Here is a 14,763-nt window from a genome sequence, read left to right on the forward strand (position 1 = left end):
GAGTCATGTTTATGACTGTAGGGCCTTCTTTTGGCTCTAGGCGGCCCTTGGCAAAGCTGCTACTCTCGGCGCGCTTTGTGACTTCTCGGCCTGCTTGAAAGCGCCAGACTCACCTAAAAAAACATACACCAATAATAATCGCATCAAATGCGATGATGAATTCGCGTCGCTGAGGAGTGGGCTTCCATGAACGAAGACTTTTGGAAGGATAAGTACCCCGCCGGGATTGCTGCAGACATCAATCCAGACGAGTATCAGAATATTCAGGCGGTACTGAAACAGTCCTGCCAGCGCTTCGCCGACAAACCGGCTTTCAGCAACCTGGGCAAGACCATCACCTACGGTGAACTGTACGAATTGTCCGGCGCGTTCGCCGCCTACCTGCAACAGCATACCGACTTGAAGGCGGGCGATCGAATCGCCGTGCAACTGCCCAACGTCCTGCAATACCCGGTGGCCGTGTTCGGCGCCATCCGTGCCGGGCTGATCGTGGTCAACACCAACCCGCTGTACACCGCGCGGGAAATGGAACACCAATTCAATGATTCCGGGGCCAAGGCCCTGGTTTGCCTGGCGAACATGGCGCACCTGGCTGAAAAAGTCGTGCCCAAGACCGCCGTCAAGCACGTGATCGTCACCGAAGTCGCTGACTTGCTGTCGCCGTTCAAGCGCCTGCTGATCAACAGCGTCATCAAGTACGTGAAGAAAATGGTCCCGGCCTATCACTTGCCCAAGGCGATCAAGTTCAACGACGTGCTGGCCAAGGGGCACGGTCAACCGGTCAACGATGCCAGCCCCGCCAGCGGCGATGTGGCCGTGCTGCAATACACCGGCGGCACCACAGGCGTCGCCAAGGGCGCGATGCTCACCCACCGCAACCTCGTCGCCAACATGCTGCAGTGCAAGGCACTGATGGGCTCCAACCTCAACGAAGGCTGCGAGATCCTGATCACGCCGCTGCCGCTGTACCACATCTACGCGTTCACCTTTCATTGCATGGCGATGATGCTGATCGGCAACCACAACATCCTGATCAGCAACCCGCGCGACCTGCCGGCGATGGTCAAGGAACTGTCGAAATGGAAGTTCAGCGGGTTTGTCGGCTTGAACACGCTGTTCGTGGCGCTGTGTAATAACGAGGCGTTCCGCAAGCTGGACTTTTCCGCGCTCAAAGTCACCTTGTCGGGCGGCATGGCCCTGCAACTGGCGGCGGCTGAGCGCTGGAAAGCCGTGACCGGCTGTGGCATCTGTGAAGGTTACGGCATGACCGAGACCAGCCCGGTGGCCACCGTCAACCCGATCCAGCATATCCAGATCGGCACCATCGGCATTCCGGTGCCTTCCACCCTGTGCAAAGTCATCGCCGACGACGGTACCGAGTTGGCACTGGGCGAAACCGGCGAGCTGTGTGTGAAAGGCCCGCAGGTGATGAAGGGCTACTGGTTGCGCGACGACTCCACCGCCGAAATGCTCGACAGCGAAGGCTGGTTGAAGACCGGTGACATCGCGATCATCCAGCAAGACGGTTACATCCGCATTGTCGACCGCAAGAAAGACATGATTCTGGTCTCCGGTTTCAACGTCTACCCCAACGAGCTGGAAGACGTGCTGACAACCTTGCCGGGCGTGCTGCAATGCGCGGCCATCGGTGTGCCGGATGAAAAATCCGGTGAGCACATCAAGATCTTTATCGTGGTCAAGCCAGGGGCGACCCTGACCAAGGACCAGGTGATGGAACACATGCGTGCCAACGTCACCGGCTACAAAGTGCCCAGGGCCGTGGAATTCCGCGATGCATTGCCGACCACCAACGTGGGCAAGATCCTGCGCCGTGAGTTGCGTGATGAAGAGCTGAAGAAGCTCGGCCTTAAAAAGTAACCGATAAAAAACCCGCTGATGCGGGGTTTTTTTGGCATGAACTGTAATGCAGTCCAATGTGGGAGCTGGCTTGCCTGCGATAGCGGTGGATCAGCTAGCCCAACTGTGACGGGTATACCGCCATCGCAGGCAAGCCAGCTCCCACCTGTTTTAATCGAGTTGTTACAGGGCAAACTGCGCAAATCCCACACCAGCACCGGCCGGGCGTACATCCTTCAAGAACGAATCCTTATCCGCGCTCAGCTCCAGGGTAATCTCCGGCTTGCGCTTGCCCGCATTGCGCACCACCAGCCCTTCGATGTGTTCACGCAGGAACGCCGTCGGCACCTTCAGGTGCAGCAACTGGTCAGTTTCAGCGTTGTGCATCAACAAGTGAACCCACTCGTACTGGCCCACACCAATGCGCACCAGCGGCAGGTCGAACCACCAGATGTTGCGTTTGCTGTCCAGGTCGGTGAAGTGGCAGTTGTTGACGCCGAGTACGGCACCGCCCAGTTCCTGGTTTCTACGGGCAATGGCCTGTGCTTTATTGAGTTTCATAACCTTCCTACGGGATCTGTTATTCAGCGTTATAGCCTGAATGTGCCGGGCATTCTCGTGGGTTGGCGGCAAAACATAAAGCCAAACCTGTTCGCTGCGATGAAATGCGCGCTGAAAATAATTGAAACTCTGCCGAACGGCCGCCGGTCAATCTTTAGGTAATGACCAAAACCCTTGATTGTTCTTTCGGAGAAATACCATGAGCAGCACATCGGATAAGGCAAAAGGTTTGGCCAACGAAGCCGTTGGTAACATCAAGCAAGGCGTTGGCAAGGTAACGGGCAACGACAAACTGCGCGCAGAAGGCGTGGTTCAGGAAAAGAAAGGCGAAGTGCAGAAAGCCGTCGGCGACACCAAAGATGCGGTAAAAAAAGCCGTCAAGTAAGACTGAATCGCCGGCTGGATTCATGCAGCCCGACGGCCATCCACGGATGGCCGTTTTTGTGTGAAGCGTGCAACTAAAGTTTGGAAATTGTTTCAAAGTCGCCAAATGGGCTACTTTGATGTAGAAAACGGCCCCTGAGTCGCCCACGACCTCACCCTTTTGCGGCGAAAGGAGACGCTATGATTTTTCCGGTACTAGACGGCCTCAAGCTCCACAAAGTGCTGGTGCGCACCGTCAAGGAATTCGTCGATGACGAAATGCCCACCTACGCCTCGGCACTGGCCTACCAGATGCTGTTTTCGCTGTTTCCCTTCCTGCTGTTCCTTATTGCCCTGATCGGTTTCCTGCACCTGCCGGACTTTTTCACCTGGTTGCGCATGCAGTCGGAACTGGTGTTGCCGCCCCAGGCGCTGGAGCAGGTCAACCCGGTGATCGACCAGTTGCAGCAGTCCAAGGGCGGTTTGCTCTCGGTGGGTATCGTGATCGCGCTGTGGACCGCCTCGGCCGGCGTGCGCCTGATGATGAGCGCAATGAACGCCGCTTATGACGTGGTCGAAGGCCGGCCGATCTGGAAGCGCTTCCCGCTGTCGATCTTCTACACCGTCGGCATCGCCGGCATGCTGCTCGCTGCTGCCGCACTGATGGTGCTGGGGCCGCAAGTGATGGAATGGCTCGCCGGGCAGATCGGCATGCAGGAATTCGTGGTCACCTTATGGACCATCCTGCGCTGGCCGCTGATCGTGATTCTGCTGATGTTCGCCGTGGCCCTCATGTACTACGTGATGCCCGATGTTGAGCAGAAATTCCGCTTTATCACCCCAGGCTCCGTACTGGCTGTGGTGGTGTGGATCATCGCCTCACTGGGCTTTGGTTATTACGTCAAAACCTTTGCTGACTACAACGCCATGTATGGCAGTATCGGTGCGATCATCGTCCTGCTCCTGTACTTCTATATTTCCGCCGCCGTGTTGTTGCTTGGCGCGGAGATGAATGCCGTGATCGAGCATATGTCGGCCGAAGGCAAGGACCCCGGGGAAAAGGAATTCGATGAAGACAGCCACACGGATGAAAAACAGCACGTCTCAGGCCTCGGCCGGGACCACTCCAAGCCCACTACCGATGAAGTCTGATCGATGATCCGTGAAATCCTGAAAATGGGCGACGAGCGCCTGCTGCGCATCGCGTCACCGGTTCCGCCGGAAATGTTCGACAGCCCTGAGCTGTGGCAATTGATTGATGACATGTTCCAGACCATGGAACACGTCGGCGGTGTCGGCCTGGCCGCCCCGCAGATCGGTGTGGACCTGCAGCTGGTGATCTTCGGTTTCGAGGCCAGCGAACGCTACCCGGACGCGCCGCCGGTGCCGCAGACCATCCTGATCAACCCGCTGATCACACCGCTCAGCCCGGTGCTCGAAGAAGGTTACGAAGGTTGCCTGTCGGTGCCCGGCCTGCGCGGTGCGGTGGATCGTTACCAGCAGATTCGCTACGAAGGTTTCGATCCCAAGGGCGAGCCGATCGTGCGCGTTGCCGACGGCTTCCATGCGCGGGTGGTGCAGCACGAATGCGATCACCTGATCGGCCGTCTGTATCCCTCGCGGATTACCGACTTCAGCAAGTTCGGGTTTATCGAAGTGATGTTCCCGGATATGGATCCCACGGCTGACGAGTAATTTTCAGACGGGACGCGATTAAAAAATGTGGGAGCTGAGCTTGTGTGGGAGCTGGCTTGCCTGCGATAGCATCGCCTCGGTGACACTGATAAACCGAGGTGCCTGCATCGCAGGCAAGCCAGCTCCCACACAAGCCCGCTCCCACATTTGGATCGCATTCCAAACAGAATTATCGGGCGGGTTTAACGAACCGCAACGTCATCCGATCCGACTCCCCAATCGCCAGATACCTGGCCTTATCCTGCTCCCCATACCGCAACGACGGCGGCAATGTCCACACGCCGCCTGGGTAATCCTTGGTGTCCTTGGGGTTGGCATTCACCTCGCTCTGCCCGGCCAGCTTGAACCCGGCGTCCGTCGCCAGCTTCACCACTTGCGCCAAGGTCAGGTAGCCGCTGTCCTTGATCGCTTCCAGGTCCGCGCCGTCTTTGGCCCGGTGATCTTCCACGCCCAGCACACCGCCGGGTTTGAGCACGGTGTAGAACGCGCTGAAGGTCGCCGGTGCGGTGCCCGCGTCTACCCAGTTATGCACATTGCGAAAGGTCAGCACGGCGTCCACCGAAGCCGGTTTGCCGAACACCGGGGCTTTGGGGTTGAACTCCACGACGGCCGCCTTGGCATAGCGCGCAGGGTCGGCGGCGAATTTGTTTTTCAGGTTCTGTTCGGACGTCGCGGCGTAAGCGCTGCTGCTGGCGGCTTGCACGGCGGCGATGTAATGCCCGTGGTCCTTGAGCAGCGGCGCGAGTATTTCGCTGAACCAACCGCCACCCGGGGTGATTTCGATCACGCTCTGTTTGGCGCTCAAGCCAAAGAACTCCAGGGTCTGCTGCGGGTGGCGGTAAGCGTCACGCGCGCTATTGGCCGGGTCGCGCCAGCTGCCGGCCAGCACGCTGGCGTACTGCTCGGCGGTAATCGGCGCCTGCGCTGCCTGGCTTAAAGCCGGAACGAGGAGGGCGGTAAGAGACAGCGCTGCAAGCGTGTTTTTCATGATCATCCTGTAAGGGGCCACTGTGCTGTCGAGGCTAGCACGGGCCTTGCACAGGGCGATCACACATTATCCGCAGTGGTCCTCACTAACGGTTCTAAGCCCATGGCGATCATTGGTTTGTTGCGTTTATAGCGCACCAGACGCTCACCCAGGGATTGGGGCAGGGTGGTCTCCTGGGTAAAACCCATGCGCTGATACAAGCCTTCCAGCTCCGGATGACACAGCAGCCACACCCTACCTTCCACATCGGCCACTGCCGCCGCGATCAACCGCGCCGCCAGGCCGTGGCCGCGATAGGCCGGGTCGACAAACACGCCGGTCAACCATTGCCCACCCACCACAGGCGTCAGGCACAGCCCGGCGACAATCTCGCCGTCGCGCGCCACCCACAAGCGCCCGCCCTTGAGCGCCTTCATCGACGAATTATGGCTGCGGTAAAACTTGTTCAGCAGCGGCCACAGCGGCTCTGCCAGCAGTTGAAGGTGCAGTTCGGGCATGGTGTGTGGGCAACGTAATCAAGGGCCGCCGATTATAAGCGCCTTCTGCCGGGCAATAGGTGGTATACCCAGTGTTACATCCCCTTCACGTGGAGCATGCATCATGGCCAAAGGTATGGATTCAAAGAAAGCCGCGAAGAAAAAGCCGGCAAAAACCGCCGATGAAAAACGCGCCGAGAAAAAAACCAAGAAGTCCGAAGCCGGCCTGTTCGGGCACTGAGTTACAAGCTTAGTACCAAACGATCTGCAAGATTTTTGCGCCTCACTGCACAGAGCAGGAAACACCTGCTCTGAGCTGCCGATGGCCAACTACCTTGATCTGACCCAACGCCGGGAAATCGAAGCCCTGGCACGCAGTTTTACCGCAATCACCGAATGGCCGACCTGGCTGTTGCTGATCGGCGTGTACGCCGGCTGGTTCGCCGTGATGTTCGCCAGCCACTGGCTGGGCCTGTGGCTGAGCACGGTGTTGCTGATCCCGTTGGTGACCCTCTGGCTGTCGGTGCAACACGAATTGCTGCATGGCCATCCCACCCGTTCGCCCCTGATCAACAAACTGCTCGGCTACGCGCCTTTTGCCGTGTGGTACCCCTACACGCTGTACCGCGACAGCCATCTGCTGCACCACCACGACGAAGACCTGACCCTGCCGGGCATCGACCCGGAAAGCCGTTACCTCAATCAACACCAGTGGGATAACAGCTCGTTGCTCAATCGAAGCGTTCACTGGCTGACCAAAACCGTACTCGGCCGTTTTCTGCTGGCAGCGCCGCTGGCCATCGCCCGATTGGCACGTCATCAAGTCCAACACCTGCCCCAGGTGTGGCCGATGTGGCTGGCCCACGGCGGCGTGACAATTCTGATGCTGAGCTTTATCGCCCACTACAGCGCAATCCCGGTATGGCATTACCTGCTGCTGGTGACCGCGCCAGCCTTGTCCCTGGCGTCGATCCGTTCCTACTATGAACACCGCCCACACCTGCAGCCGGAACAGCGCACGGTGCTCAACGAAGCGTCCTGGCCGTGGACCTGGCTGTTTCTCAACAACAACCTGCATCTGGTGCACCATGACTTGCCCAAGTTGCCCTGGTATCTGCTGCCCACGGTCTACCGCGCGCGACGTGAACAATGGGTGGCGCGCAGTGGCGGCTTTCTGGTGCAGGGTTATGGCCAGTTGATCAGTCGCCACGGCCTCAAGGCCATCGACAGCCCCCGGCACCCTTTTGCGTGAGAGACGACCATGAGTGACTACTACGCCGAGTTGTTGATGTACGTCGCACCCGCAGCGGTGCAACAGGCCAACCAAGCGTGGCTGACGCGCATTTTCCAACGCCTGAACCTGAACCGCCGCAACGCCGACCACCTCGACCTGCACGGCCTGTGGCTGGCGCCCGAGCTGCTGGTGACGCAAACCTGTGGCTACCCGCTGATGACCCAACTGCGCGGCAAAGTGCGCGTGATCGGCCGCCCGCGCTATGAGCTGGCCCACAGCAGCCAGGGCGAACATTGCAGCCTGCTGCTGACCCGCGACGACAACCCGCGCACTCAGCTCGCGGACTTTTACGACAGCCGCGGCGTGATCAATGGCCACGACTCCAACAGCGGCATGAACCTGCTGCGCGAGCGCCTGGCCCCGCTGCACCGCGACGGCCGCTTCTTCGCCAGCGTCGGTATCAGCGGCGCCCATCGTGAAAGCCTGCGCTGGCTGCGCGAAGGCCGCGCCGACCTTGCCGCCATCGACAGCGTGACCTACGACTACCTCGCCTGTTTCGCCGCCGAAGAAGTGGCAGGGCTGCGCATCATCACCCACAGCGCGCCGAGCCCGACCTTGCCCTTCATCGGCCCGCTGCACTTGAACGATGAGCAAGCCGCGCGCATTCGTGACGTGATGAATCAAGCGTTGCAGGATCTACCGCACGTGGTCGAAACCCTCGGCATCCAGGCAGTCCTGCCTGCCAGCGAAGACGACTACCAAGTCCTGCTGAACTATCAGCAATACGCCGCCACCGCCGGTTACCCGCACCTGCGCTGATCGTTCCCACGCTCCGCGTGGGAATGCCTCCTGTGACGCTCCGCGTCACGCGTTCAGGAGCAGACGCAGAGCGTCCAGGGCTGCATTCCCACGCAGAGCGTGGGAACGATCGGTTATATAAAAATACCTTTTAAATATTATTCAAGAATAAGCAGCCTTGCTAGGATCGCTCCACCGGAACACCGGACATAACGCGCAACCCTCTCAGATGGAGCCACTATGTCCGGCGCCGACACTTCTCACCGCGATTACGTGGGCGGATTGTTCCGCAGTCATTACGACTGGCTGTGCAGCCGTTTGCACCGTCACCTCGATTCCCGCGCACACGCCGAAGACATCGCCGTCGACACCTTTGTCCAGTTGCTGAGTTCGCCCGGCGTGCTGCCGATTCGACAGCCGCGCGCCTTGCTCACCACCATCGCCCAGCGTTTGATGTATCAACTGTGGCGTCGCCGTGACCTGGAACGCGCCTACCTCGATGTGCTGGACAACGACGAAACCTGCAACGCACCGTCGCCCGAAAACCTCGCGCAAATGCTCGAGGCCCTGCAGGCCATCGACCAATTGCTCGACGGCTTGCCGGCCAAGGTCAAGGCGACCTTTTTGCTTTCGCAGCTCAATGGCCTGACCTATCCCGAGATCGCTGCCGAACTGGGGATTTCCCAACGCTCGGTCAGCGACTACATGGCCCGTGCGCTCAACCGTTGCCTGCGCCAGACGCCAGGCCAGCCATACAGCTACACGCGGCTCAGTTATGACTTTTAAACAACTTGAGTAGCACACCGATCCAGTGTGGGAGCTGGCTTGCCTGCGATAGCGACGTTGAAGCCACCATCGCCATCGCAGGCAAGCCAGCTCCCACCGTTGATCTCCTGTGTTCCGGAAAATGAGGTTCTGCATGAAAACAATTAAAAGCCTGCTCGGTGGCTCGCTGCTGGCACTGGCTGTGCTGACGCAGCCAGCCCCGGCCGCCGACGCCATCAAACCCATCCACTTCGGTGACATCACCTGGGAAAGCGGCAGCCTGATCACCGAAGTGCTGCGCCTGATCGTCGAAAAAGGCTACGGCCTGCCTACCGATACCTTGCCCGGCAGTACCGTGAGCCTGGAAGCCGCCCTGGCCAAGGATGACATCCAGGTGATCGGCGAAGAATGGGCCGGGCGCAGTCCGGCGTGGGTCAAGGCCGAGGCCGAAGGCAAAGTGTTCGGCCTGGGCGACACGGTCAAAGGTGCCACCGAGGGCTGGTGGGTGCCCGAATACGTGATCAAGGGTGATGCCGAACGCGGCATCAAAGCGCTGGCGCCGCAGCTTAAGTCAGTGGCTGACCTGGCGCGCTACAAGGACGTGTTCCGCGACCCGGAAGACCCGAGCAAAGGCCGCTTTCTCAACAGCCCCACCGGCTGGACCTCGGAAATCGTCAACAGCCAGAAGCTCAAGGCCTATGGCCTGACCGACACCTTCGTCAACTTCCGCACCGGCTCCGGCGCGGCACTGGATGCTGAAGTGGCCTCCTCGATCCGCCGTGGCAAACCGGTGTTGTTCTACTACTGGTCGCCGACGCCACTGCTGGGCCGCTTCAAACTGATCAAGCTTGAAGAACCACCGTTCAACGCCGACGCCTGGAAAACCCTGGCCGACGCCAACAACCCGCACCCCATTGGCACCCGCTCGATGCCTGCGCATTTGGCGATTGGCGTGTCGGCGCCGTTCAAGGCGCAATACCCGCAGTTGGTCACCTTCTTTGAAAAAGTTGACCTGCCGATCGACCTGCTCAACGGCATCCTCGCGCAGATGAGCGAGAAACGTGAACAGCCGCGCCAGGTCGCGCTGGCGTTCCTCAAAGAGCAGCCGCACGTGTGGCAGCAATGGGTGCCTGCGGATGTCGCGGCCAAGGTCAAAGCTGGCTTGTAGCTGATCGTTCCCACGCTCCGCGTGGGAGTGCCGCCCAGGACGCTCTGCGTCCTGTTTTTACGCCGTGACGCAGAGCGTCACAGGATGCATACCCACGCAGAGCGTGGGAACGATCGAGGTGGTAGAGATGGTTAAGTTTTTCAGTGTGGTCCTGGCTTCACTTGTGTTTTCGGCAGCGGTGTCTGCGGCTGAACCTTCCACCTTGCGCATCGGCTACCAGAAAAGCTCGGTGAGCATGGTGCTGGCCCGTGAACACAAGTTGTTCGAAGAGGCGCTGCCCGGTACCCAGGTGCAATGGACCGAATTCCTCGGCGGCCCGCCGCTGATCGAGGCGCTGAACGCCGGCAGCCTGGACATCGGCAATATCGGCGATATCCCGCCGATCTTCGCCCAGGCCGCCGGTATCGACTTGCAGTACTTCGCCGTCGAGCCCAATGAAGGCAAGACCGAAGCGGTGCTGGTGCCCAAAGCCAGCAGCCTCCAAAGCGTGGCCGAACTCAAGGGCAAGCGCGTGGCGCTGCTCAAGGGCTCCAGCGCACACAACCTGTTCCTCAAGAGCCTGCTGCGCGCGGGCTTGCAGTGGAAGGATGTGAACGTGGTGTACCTGTCGCCATCCGACGGCCGTGCCGCGTTTGAGCAAGGCAAAGTCGACGCCTGGGTGGTGTGGGACCCGTACTACTCGGCGGCCGTGGTCGATGGCTCCGCCCGCGTATTGGGCGACGGCCAGGGCCTTAACCCGGCCGGCAGTTTCTTTGTGGTCAACGGCCCGTTTGCCAAACAGTACCCGCACGCCGTCGCCACCATCATCAAGACGCTCGGCAAGGCCCAGCGCCTGTCCCTGGACCAGCCCGAAGAAAGCATCGCCTTGATGGCAAAGACCCTGGGCCTGCAACCGGCGGTGGTCAAAAGCTACTTCGAACACCGTTCGCCGGAGCCGATTCGCCCGCTGCAAGCGATCGACATCGCCAACCAGCAACGCACTGCCGACCTGTTCTTCGCCAACGGCCTGATCCCGAAAAAGGTTGATGTGCAGCAAATAGTCTTCAAGGCTCTAAACCAATGAACATCAACTGTGGGAGCTGGCTTGCCTGCGATAGCGCTGGCCCGGACAGCACATCATTGCCTGACACACAGTCATCGCAGGCAAGCCAGCTCCCACAGTGGAGTGCATTTCAGGTCATGGATTTTCAGCGGCCAGTGCCGCAGTCACGGCAGGCCGTGCGCCAACGCGTTGCATAAACGCCGTCAGCGCCGGCCACGGCTGCAGGTCAATGTCATGAACTGCCGCCCAGCGCAGCAGCACAAACAAATACGCATCCGCTACCGAGTACTGCTCGCCCAGCACATAATCCTGACGCTCCAGCGTCTGCACCAGAAACTCAAAGCGCTTGAACAACTTGGCCACAAACGTGGCTCGCACTTCGCCTTCAATCGCCGGGTTGAAGAAAATCCCCAGCCCGCCGTGAATCTCGCTGGCGATGAAATTCAGCCATTCCTGCAAACGCACGCGCTCCCAACTGCCATTGGCCGGGGCCAACCGGGCGGCGGGTTTCAGGTCGGCCAGGTATTGCAGGATCGCACTGGCTTCGGTGAGTACCTGGCCGTTATCCAGTTGCAGTGCCGCCACATAGCCCTTGGGGTTTATTTGCAGGAAGTCTTCGCCATCGGCAGTGGTTTTGGCTTTGTTATCGACTCGCACCAAGTCGAACGGCAGCGCCAATTCGCGCAGCACGATATGGGGGGCGAGGGAACAGGCATTCGGGGAAAAATACAGTTTCATGTGGGGCTACTCGGTTGAATTTGCGCCAGTCTCGCGGGCATGGCACCTTGCGTAAAATTAAACCTTCAGACCCCATCCATAAGGACAGCTACTGTCATGATGAACCTGATGCACTGGCGCTTGCTGGTGGCCGTGGCTGATCACGGCAGCATTACGGCGGCTGCCGAGCAGGTGGGCATGACCCAGTCCGCGGCCAGCCAGGCCATGGCCAACATGGAAGCAACCTTGGGTGCGCAATTGTTCACGCGCGAGCCGCGCAAGACCTTGCCCACCGCGCTCGGGTTGAGTGTGATCGAACACGCGCGGGTGATGATGGGGGCGTTGCAGGCGATTCGGACCACGGTCGACGACGCTCGGCCGCTGCTGCGGGGGAGTATTCGTATCGCCAGTTTCCCGATGGTGATGGCGGCTTTTCTGACGCCGCTGCTGCAGCGGTTTCGTCAGTTGAACCCCGGTATTGAAGTGACCGCGCTGGATGTCACGGACAGCGAAGTGCTCACCTTGCTCGACGCCGGCCTGATCGACCTGGGCGTGGTGCTCAACCCCAAGCCCGAGCGCAACGCTACCGTATTGGGGCGAGATTGCTGGATGGCCGTGTTGCCGACCCATCATCCCATGGCGCAGCGCCCGGCCAACGCCGGCGTGTCGTTCGAGGAGCTGCTGGAACAACCCTTTGTGCTTGCCACCGGCGGTTGCACCGCCAGTGCCCGCAGCTTGGCCAGCGCTGCGGGCCTGACCCTGCGCGATATTCGCGTGGAAGTACGCGAATGGAACAGCGCCTACAGCCTGGTACGCGAAGGCGTCGGCGTTACGCTGGTGCCTGAAATGGCGCTGCCGGTAAAGCGTAATGGCTTGCGCGTGATGCCGCTGACCGTCCCGCTGTATCGTGAATTTGCGTTGGTTGCCTCAACTACCCGCCCACTGTGCGCGGCTGCGCATGCATTGTTGAAAATGCTGGCTGACTAGTGGCCTTGCATAGCGCGAAGCCCTGTCTATGCTCACCCAGAACCGTTGATGACGTTTGGCATATAAAGCGTTTCGGATGGTTATTTCCCCATGAAGGTTTGCCAGCACGGTTCAAAAAATAAAAGGAATGCGCCTTTCGGGCGCCGGGAATCAAGGGTGATCTGACCATGTTCAACCGCCATCACAAATCCGACCTGCAAGAAATCGAGCGTTTCTCCTGTGCCCTCACCGAAGCCAACGCCAAACTCGCCGCCATCAGCCGTTCCATGGCGATGATCGAGTTCGACCGCAACGGCGTGATCCTCGATGCCAACGACAACTTCTGCACCGCCATGTGCTACAACGTGGAAGAGGTTCGCGGTAAACATCACCGTATTTTCTGCGAAGAGGCCTACACCCACACCGAGGCCTACACCCAGCTATGGCGCGACCTGGCGCGCGGCGAAGCCCTCAGCGGCACCTTCATGCGCCTGAACAAGCGTGGCGAAGAAGTGTGGCTGGAAGCCAGTTATATGCCGGTGCTCGACAGCAACAATCAGGTACAAAGCGTGATCAAAGTGGCCTCGGATATTTCGGCGCGGGTCCACCATGAACATGAGAATCAGAGCCTGATCGACGCCATCAGCCGTTCCATGGCGGTGATCGAGTTCACGCCCCAGGGCCAGATCCTCAGCGCCAATGACAACTTCCTGCGCACCGTGCAGTACTCACGGGAAGAAATCATCGGCCAGCACCACAGCATGTTCTGCCACCGTGCCGAGGTTGAATCGCCGGCCTACAAGGCATTCTGGGCCTCGCTCAACCGTGGCGAATATCACTCCCATCGCTTCGAGCGCAAGAATAAATACGGCAAGACCCTGTTTCTGGAAGCGTCCTATAACCCGATTTTCGACACCAACGGGCGCCTCTACAAAGTGGTGAAGTTCGCCAGCGACATCACCGACCAGGTCACCACCCTGCGCACCGCCGCCGATTCGGCGCATGCCACCTCGGTGCAAAACGACGCCTGCGCGCGCAAAGGCTCGGAGGTGGTGCAGCAAACCGTGCAGATCATTGAAGAGATTTCCAGCGACTTGAACCAGGCGGCCCAGAGTATCGATGCGGTGAGCAAGCAATCGGACATCATCGGCTCCATCGTGCAGACCATCCGCAGCATTGCCGAACAGACCAATATGCTCGCGCTTAACGCCGCCATTGAAGCGGCGCGGGCCGGCGAGCATGGGCGTGGCTTTGCGGTGGTGGCCGATGAAGTGCGCAGTCTGGCCGCACGCACCAGTCAGGCGACGGTGGAGATTGTGGATGTGGTGCGCAAGAACCACGACCTGTCGTTGAGCGCGGTGTCGAGCATGCAGTCGAGCCTCAGCCGCACTGGGCTGGGTGTGGAATTGGCCAATGAAGCGGGGCAGGTGATCCTGGAGATTCAGGAAGGCTCACGGCATGTGGTGGATGCCATCAGCCAGTTCAACTCGACGTTGCAGTTGCAATAGACATCGTTCCCACGCTCCGCGTGGGAATGCCTCACTGGACGCTCCGCGTCCGCTCTTGGGACGCAGAGCGTCCTTGGCTGCATTCCCACGCGGAGCGTGGCGATCGTTCCCACGCTCCGCGTGGGAATGCCTCACTGGACGCTCCGCGTCCGCTCTTGGGACGCAGAGCGTCCTTGGCTGCATTCCCACGCGGAGCGTGGGAACGATCATCAGSGGKGTCGGTTAGATCGCCGYCAGGGTTTCTTTCACTGACTGCGCCGGGTCAGTGGCTTTCGCCGCTACCTGCTGCTCTTGCTGCTGCTTCACCCGCTCAGCCACTTGCTTGGCAATCGCGTCCTGTTTTTCCTGCGGCATCGCCTGCACTTGCGCCTCGGTCAACCCCTGCTCNACCTGCTGCTCTTGCTGCTGCTTCACCCGCTCAGCCACTTGCTTGGCAATCGCGTCCTGTTTTTCCTGCGGCATCGCCTGCACTTGCGCCTCGGTCAACCCCTGCTCCTTGAGCAACTGCTCGCGGATGCGTTCGGCCGATCGTTCCCACGCTCCGCGTGGGAATGCCTCACTGGACGCTCCGCGTCCGCTCTTGGGACGCAGAGCGTCCTTGGCTGCATTCCCACGCGGAGCGTGG

General features: G+C 59.9%; 14 protein-coding genes and 2 pseudogenes. 12 read left to right on the forward strand and 4 right to left on the reverse strand.

Annotation, left to right across the window (positions count from 1 at the left end; all coding sequences use genetic code 11):
- Positions 1-186: 186 nt before the first annotated feature.
- Positions 187-1,878, forward strand: coding sequence for a long-chain-fatty-acid--CoA ligase FadD1 (fadD1, locus tag ASE80_RS09210; RefSeq protein ID WP_056858637.1), 1,692 nt, complete (start codon positions 187-189; stop codon positions 1,876-1,878).
- A gap of 162 nt (positions 1,879-2,040) precedes the next feature.
- Here the strand turns inward: fadD1 and ASE80_RS09215 are convergent, their stop codons facing one another.
- Positions 2,041-2,418 (reverse strand): hypothetical protein, encoded by a 378-nt coding sequence (locus ASE80_RS09215; protein ID WP_017139196.1) that lies wholly within the window; start codon positions 2,416-2,418, stop codon positions 2,041-2,043.
- Positions 2,419-2,617: 199 nt separating this feature from the next.
- On the opposite strand from ASE80_RS09215, the gene ASE80_RS09220 reads away from it, so the two are divergent.
- The 3 genes from ASE80_RS09220 to def all read left to right on the forward strand — a co-directional run bounded on the left by ASE80_RS09220 (position 2,618) and on the right by def (position 4,476).
- Positions 2,618-2,803: a CsbD family protein gene (locus tag ASE80_RS09220; RefSeq protein WP_003213044.1), complete on the forward strand. Its 186-nt coding sequence runs from the start codon at positions 2,618-2,620 to the stop codon at positions 2,801-2,803.
- Positions 2,804-2,982: 179 nt separating this feature from the next.
- Positions 2,983-3,933, forward strand: coding sequence for a YihY/virulence factor BrkB family protein (locus ASE80_RS09225; RefSeq protein WP_056858638.1), 951 nt, complete (start codon positions 2,983-2,985; stop codon positions 3,931-3,933).
- A gap of 3 nt (positions 3,934-3,936) precedes the next feature.
- Positions 3,937-4,476 carry a peptide deformylase gene (gene def / locus ASE80_RS09230; RefSeq protein ID WP_056858639.1) on the forward strand — a complete coding sequence of 180 codons (540 nt, stop codon included), beginning with the start codon at positions 3,937-3,939 and terminating at the stop codon, positions 4,474-4,476.
- A 169-nt stretch (positions 4,477-4,645) separates the two neighbouring features.
- Here the strand turns inward: def and ASE80_RS09235 are convergent, their stop codons facing one another.
- Together ASE80_RS09235 and ASE80_RS09240 are read right to left on the reverse strand one after the other, a co-directional pair.
- The gene (locus tag ASE80_RS09235; protein ID WP_056858640.1) at positions 4,646-5,464 is read right to left on the reverse strand and encodes a class I SAM-dependent methyltransferase; all 819 of its coding nucleotides are present in this window, start codon (positions 5,462-5,464) and stop codon (positions 4,646-4,648) included.
- Between the two features lie 59 nt (positions 5,465-5,523).
- A complete protein-coding gene (locus ASE80_RS09240; RefSeq protein ID WP_056858641.1) occupies positions 5,524-5,961 on the reverse strand; it encodes a GNAT family N-acetyltransferase in 438 nt (145 codons plus the stop codon).
- A 301-nt stretch (positions 5,962-6,262) separates the two neighbouring features.
- Between ASE80_RS09240 and ASE80_RS09245 the strand changes: the two genes are divergently transcribed.
- The 5 genes from ASE80_RS09245 (at position 6,263) to ASE80_RS09265 (ending at position 10,968) form a co-directional block, all read left to right on the forward strand.
- The gene (locus ASE80_RS09245) at positions 6,263-7,192 is read left to right on the forward strand and encodes a fatty acid desaturase (protein ID WP_056858642.1); all 930 of its coding nucleotides are present in this window, start codon (positions 6,263-6,265) and stop codon (positions 7,190-7,192) included.
- 9 nt (positions 7,193-7,201) lie between these two features.
- Positions 7,202-7,993 carry a phosphate/phosphite/phosphonate ABC transporter substrate-binding protein gene (locus ASE80_RS09250; RefSeq protein WP_056858643.1) on the forward strand — a complete coding sequence of 264 codons (792 nt, stop codon included), beginning with the start codon at positions 7,202-7,204 and terminating at the stop codon, positions 7,991-7,993.
- A gap of 219 nt (positions 7,994-8,212) precedes the next feature.
- The gene (locus ASE80_RS09255) at positions 8,213-8,758 is read left to right on the forward strand and encodes a sigma-70 family RNA polymerase sigma factor (RefSeq protein ID WP_056858644.1); all 546 of its coding nucleotides are present in this window, start codon (positions 8,213-8,215) and stop codon (positions 8,756-8,758) included.
- Between the two features lie 133 nt (positions 8,759-8,891).
- Positions 8,892-9,905, forward strand: coding sequence for an ABC transporter substrate-binding protein (locus ASE80_RS09260; protein ID WP_056858645.1), 1,014 nt, complete (start codon positions 8,892-8,894; stop codon positions 9,903-9,905).
- Between the two features lie 127 nt (positions 9,906-10,032).
- Positions 10,033-10,968 (forward strand): aliphatic sulfonate ABC transporter substrate-binding protein, encoded by a 936-nt coding sequence (locus tag ASE80_RS09265; protein ID WP_082463588.1) that lies wholly within the window; start codon positions 10,033-10,035, stop codon positions 10,966-10,968.
- Positions 10,969-11,082: 114 nt separating this feature from the next.
- On the opposite strand, the gene gstA is transcribed toward ASE80_RS09265, so the two are convergent.
- A complete protein-coding gene (gene gstA / locus ASE80_RS09270) occupies positions 11,083-11,685 on the reverse strand; it encodes a glutathione transferase GstA (protein ID WP_056858647.1) in 603 nt (200 codons plus the stop codon).
- Positions 11,686-11,781: 96 nt separating this feature from the next.
- Here gstA and ASE80_RS09275 point away from each other — a divergent pair, with 96 nt between their 5' ends.
- The 3 genes and pseudogenes from ASE80_RS09275 to ASE80_RS31755 form a co-directional block, all read left to right on the forward strand.
- Entirely contained in the window at positions 11,782-12,651 is an 870-nt protein-coding gene (locus ASE80_RS09275) for a LysR family transcriptional regulator (RefSeq protein ID WP_056858648.1), read from the forward strand.
- A 167-nt stretch (positions 12,652-12,818) separates the two neighbouring features.
- Positions 12,819-13,595, forward strand: a pseudogene (locus tag ASE80_RS31750) (PAS domain-containing protein); the annotation flags it as partial.
- 126 nt (positions 13,596-13,721) lie between these two features.
- Positions 13,722-14,138, forward strand: a pseudogene (locus ASE80_RS31755) (methyl-accepting chemotaxis protein); the annotation flags it as partial.
- Positions 14,139-14,763: the final 625 nt, after the last annotated feature.

It is taken from the genome of Pseudomonas sp. Leaf15 (assembly GCF_001421425.1).
In the GTDB taxonomy this organism is placed as follows: Bacteria; Pseudomonadota; Gammaproteobacteria; order Pseudomonadales; family Pseudomonadaceae; genus Aquipseudomonas; species Aquipseudomonas salomonii.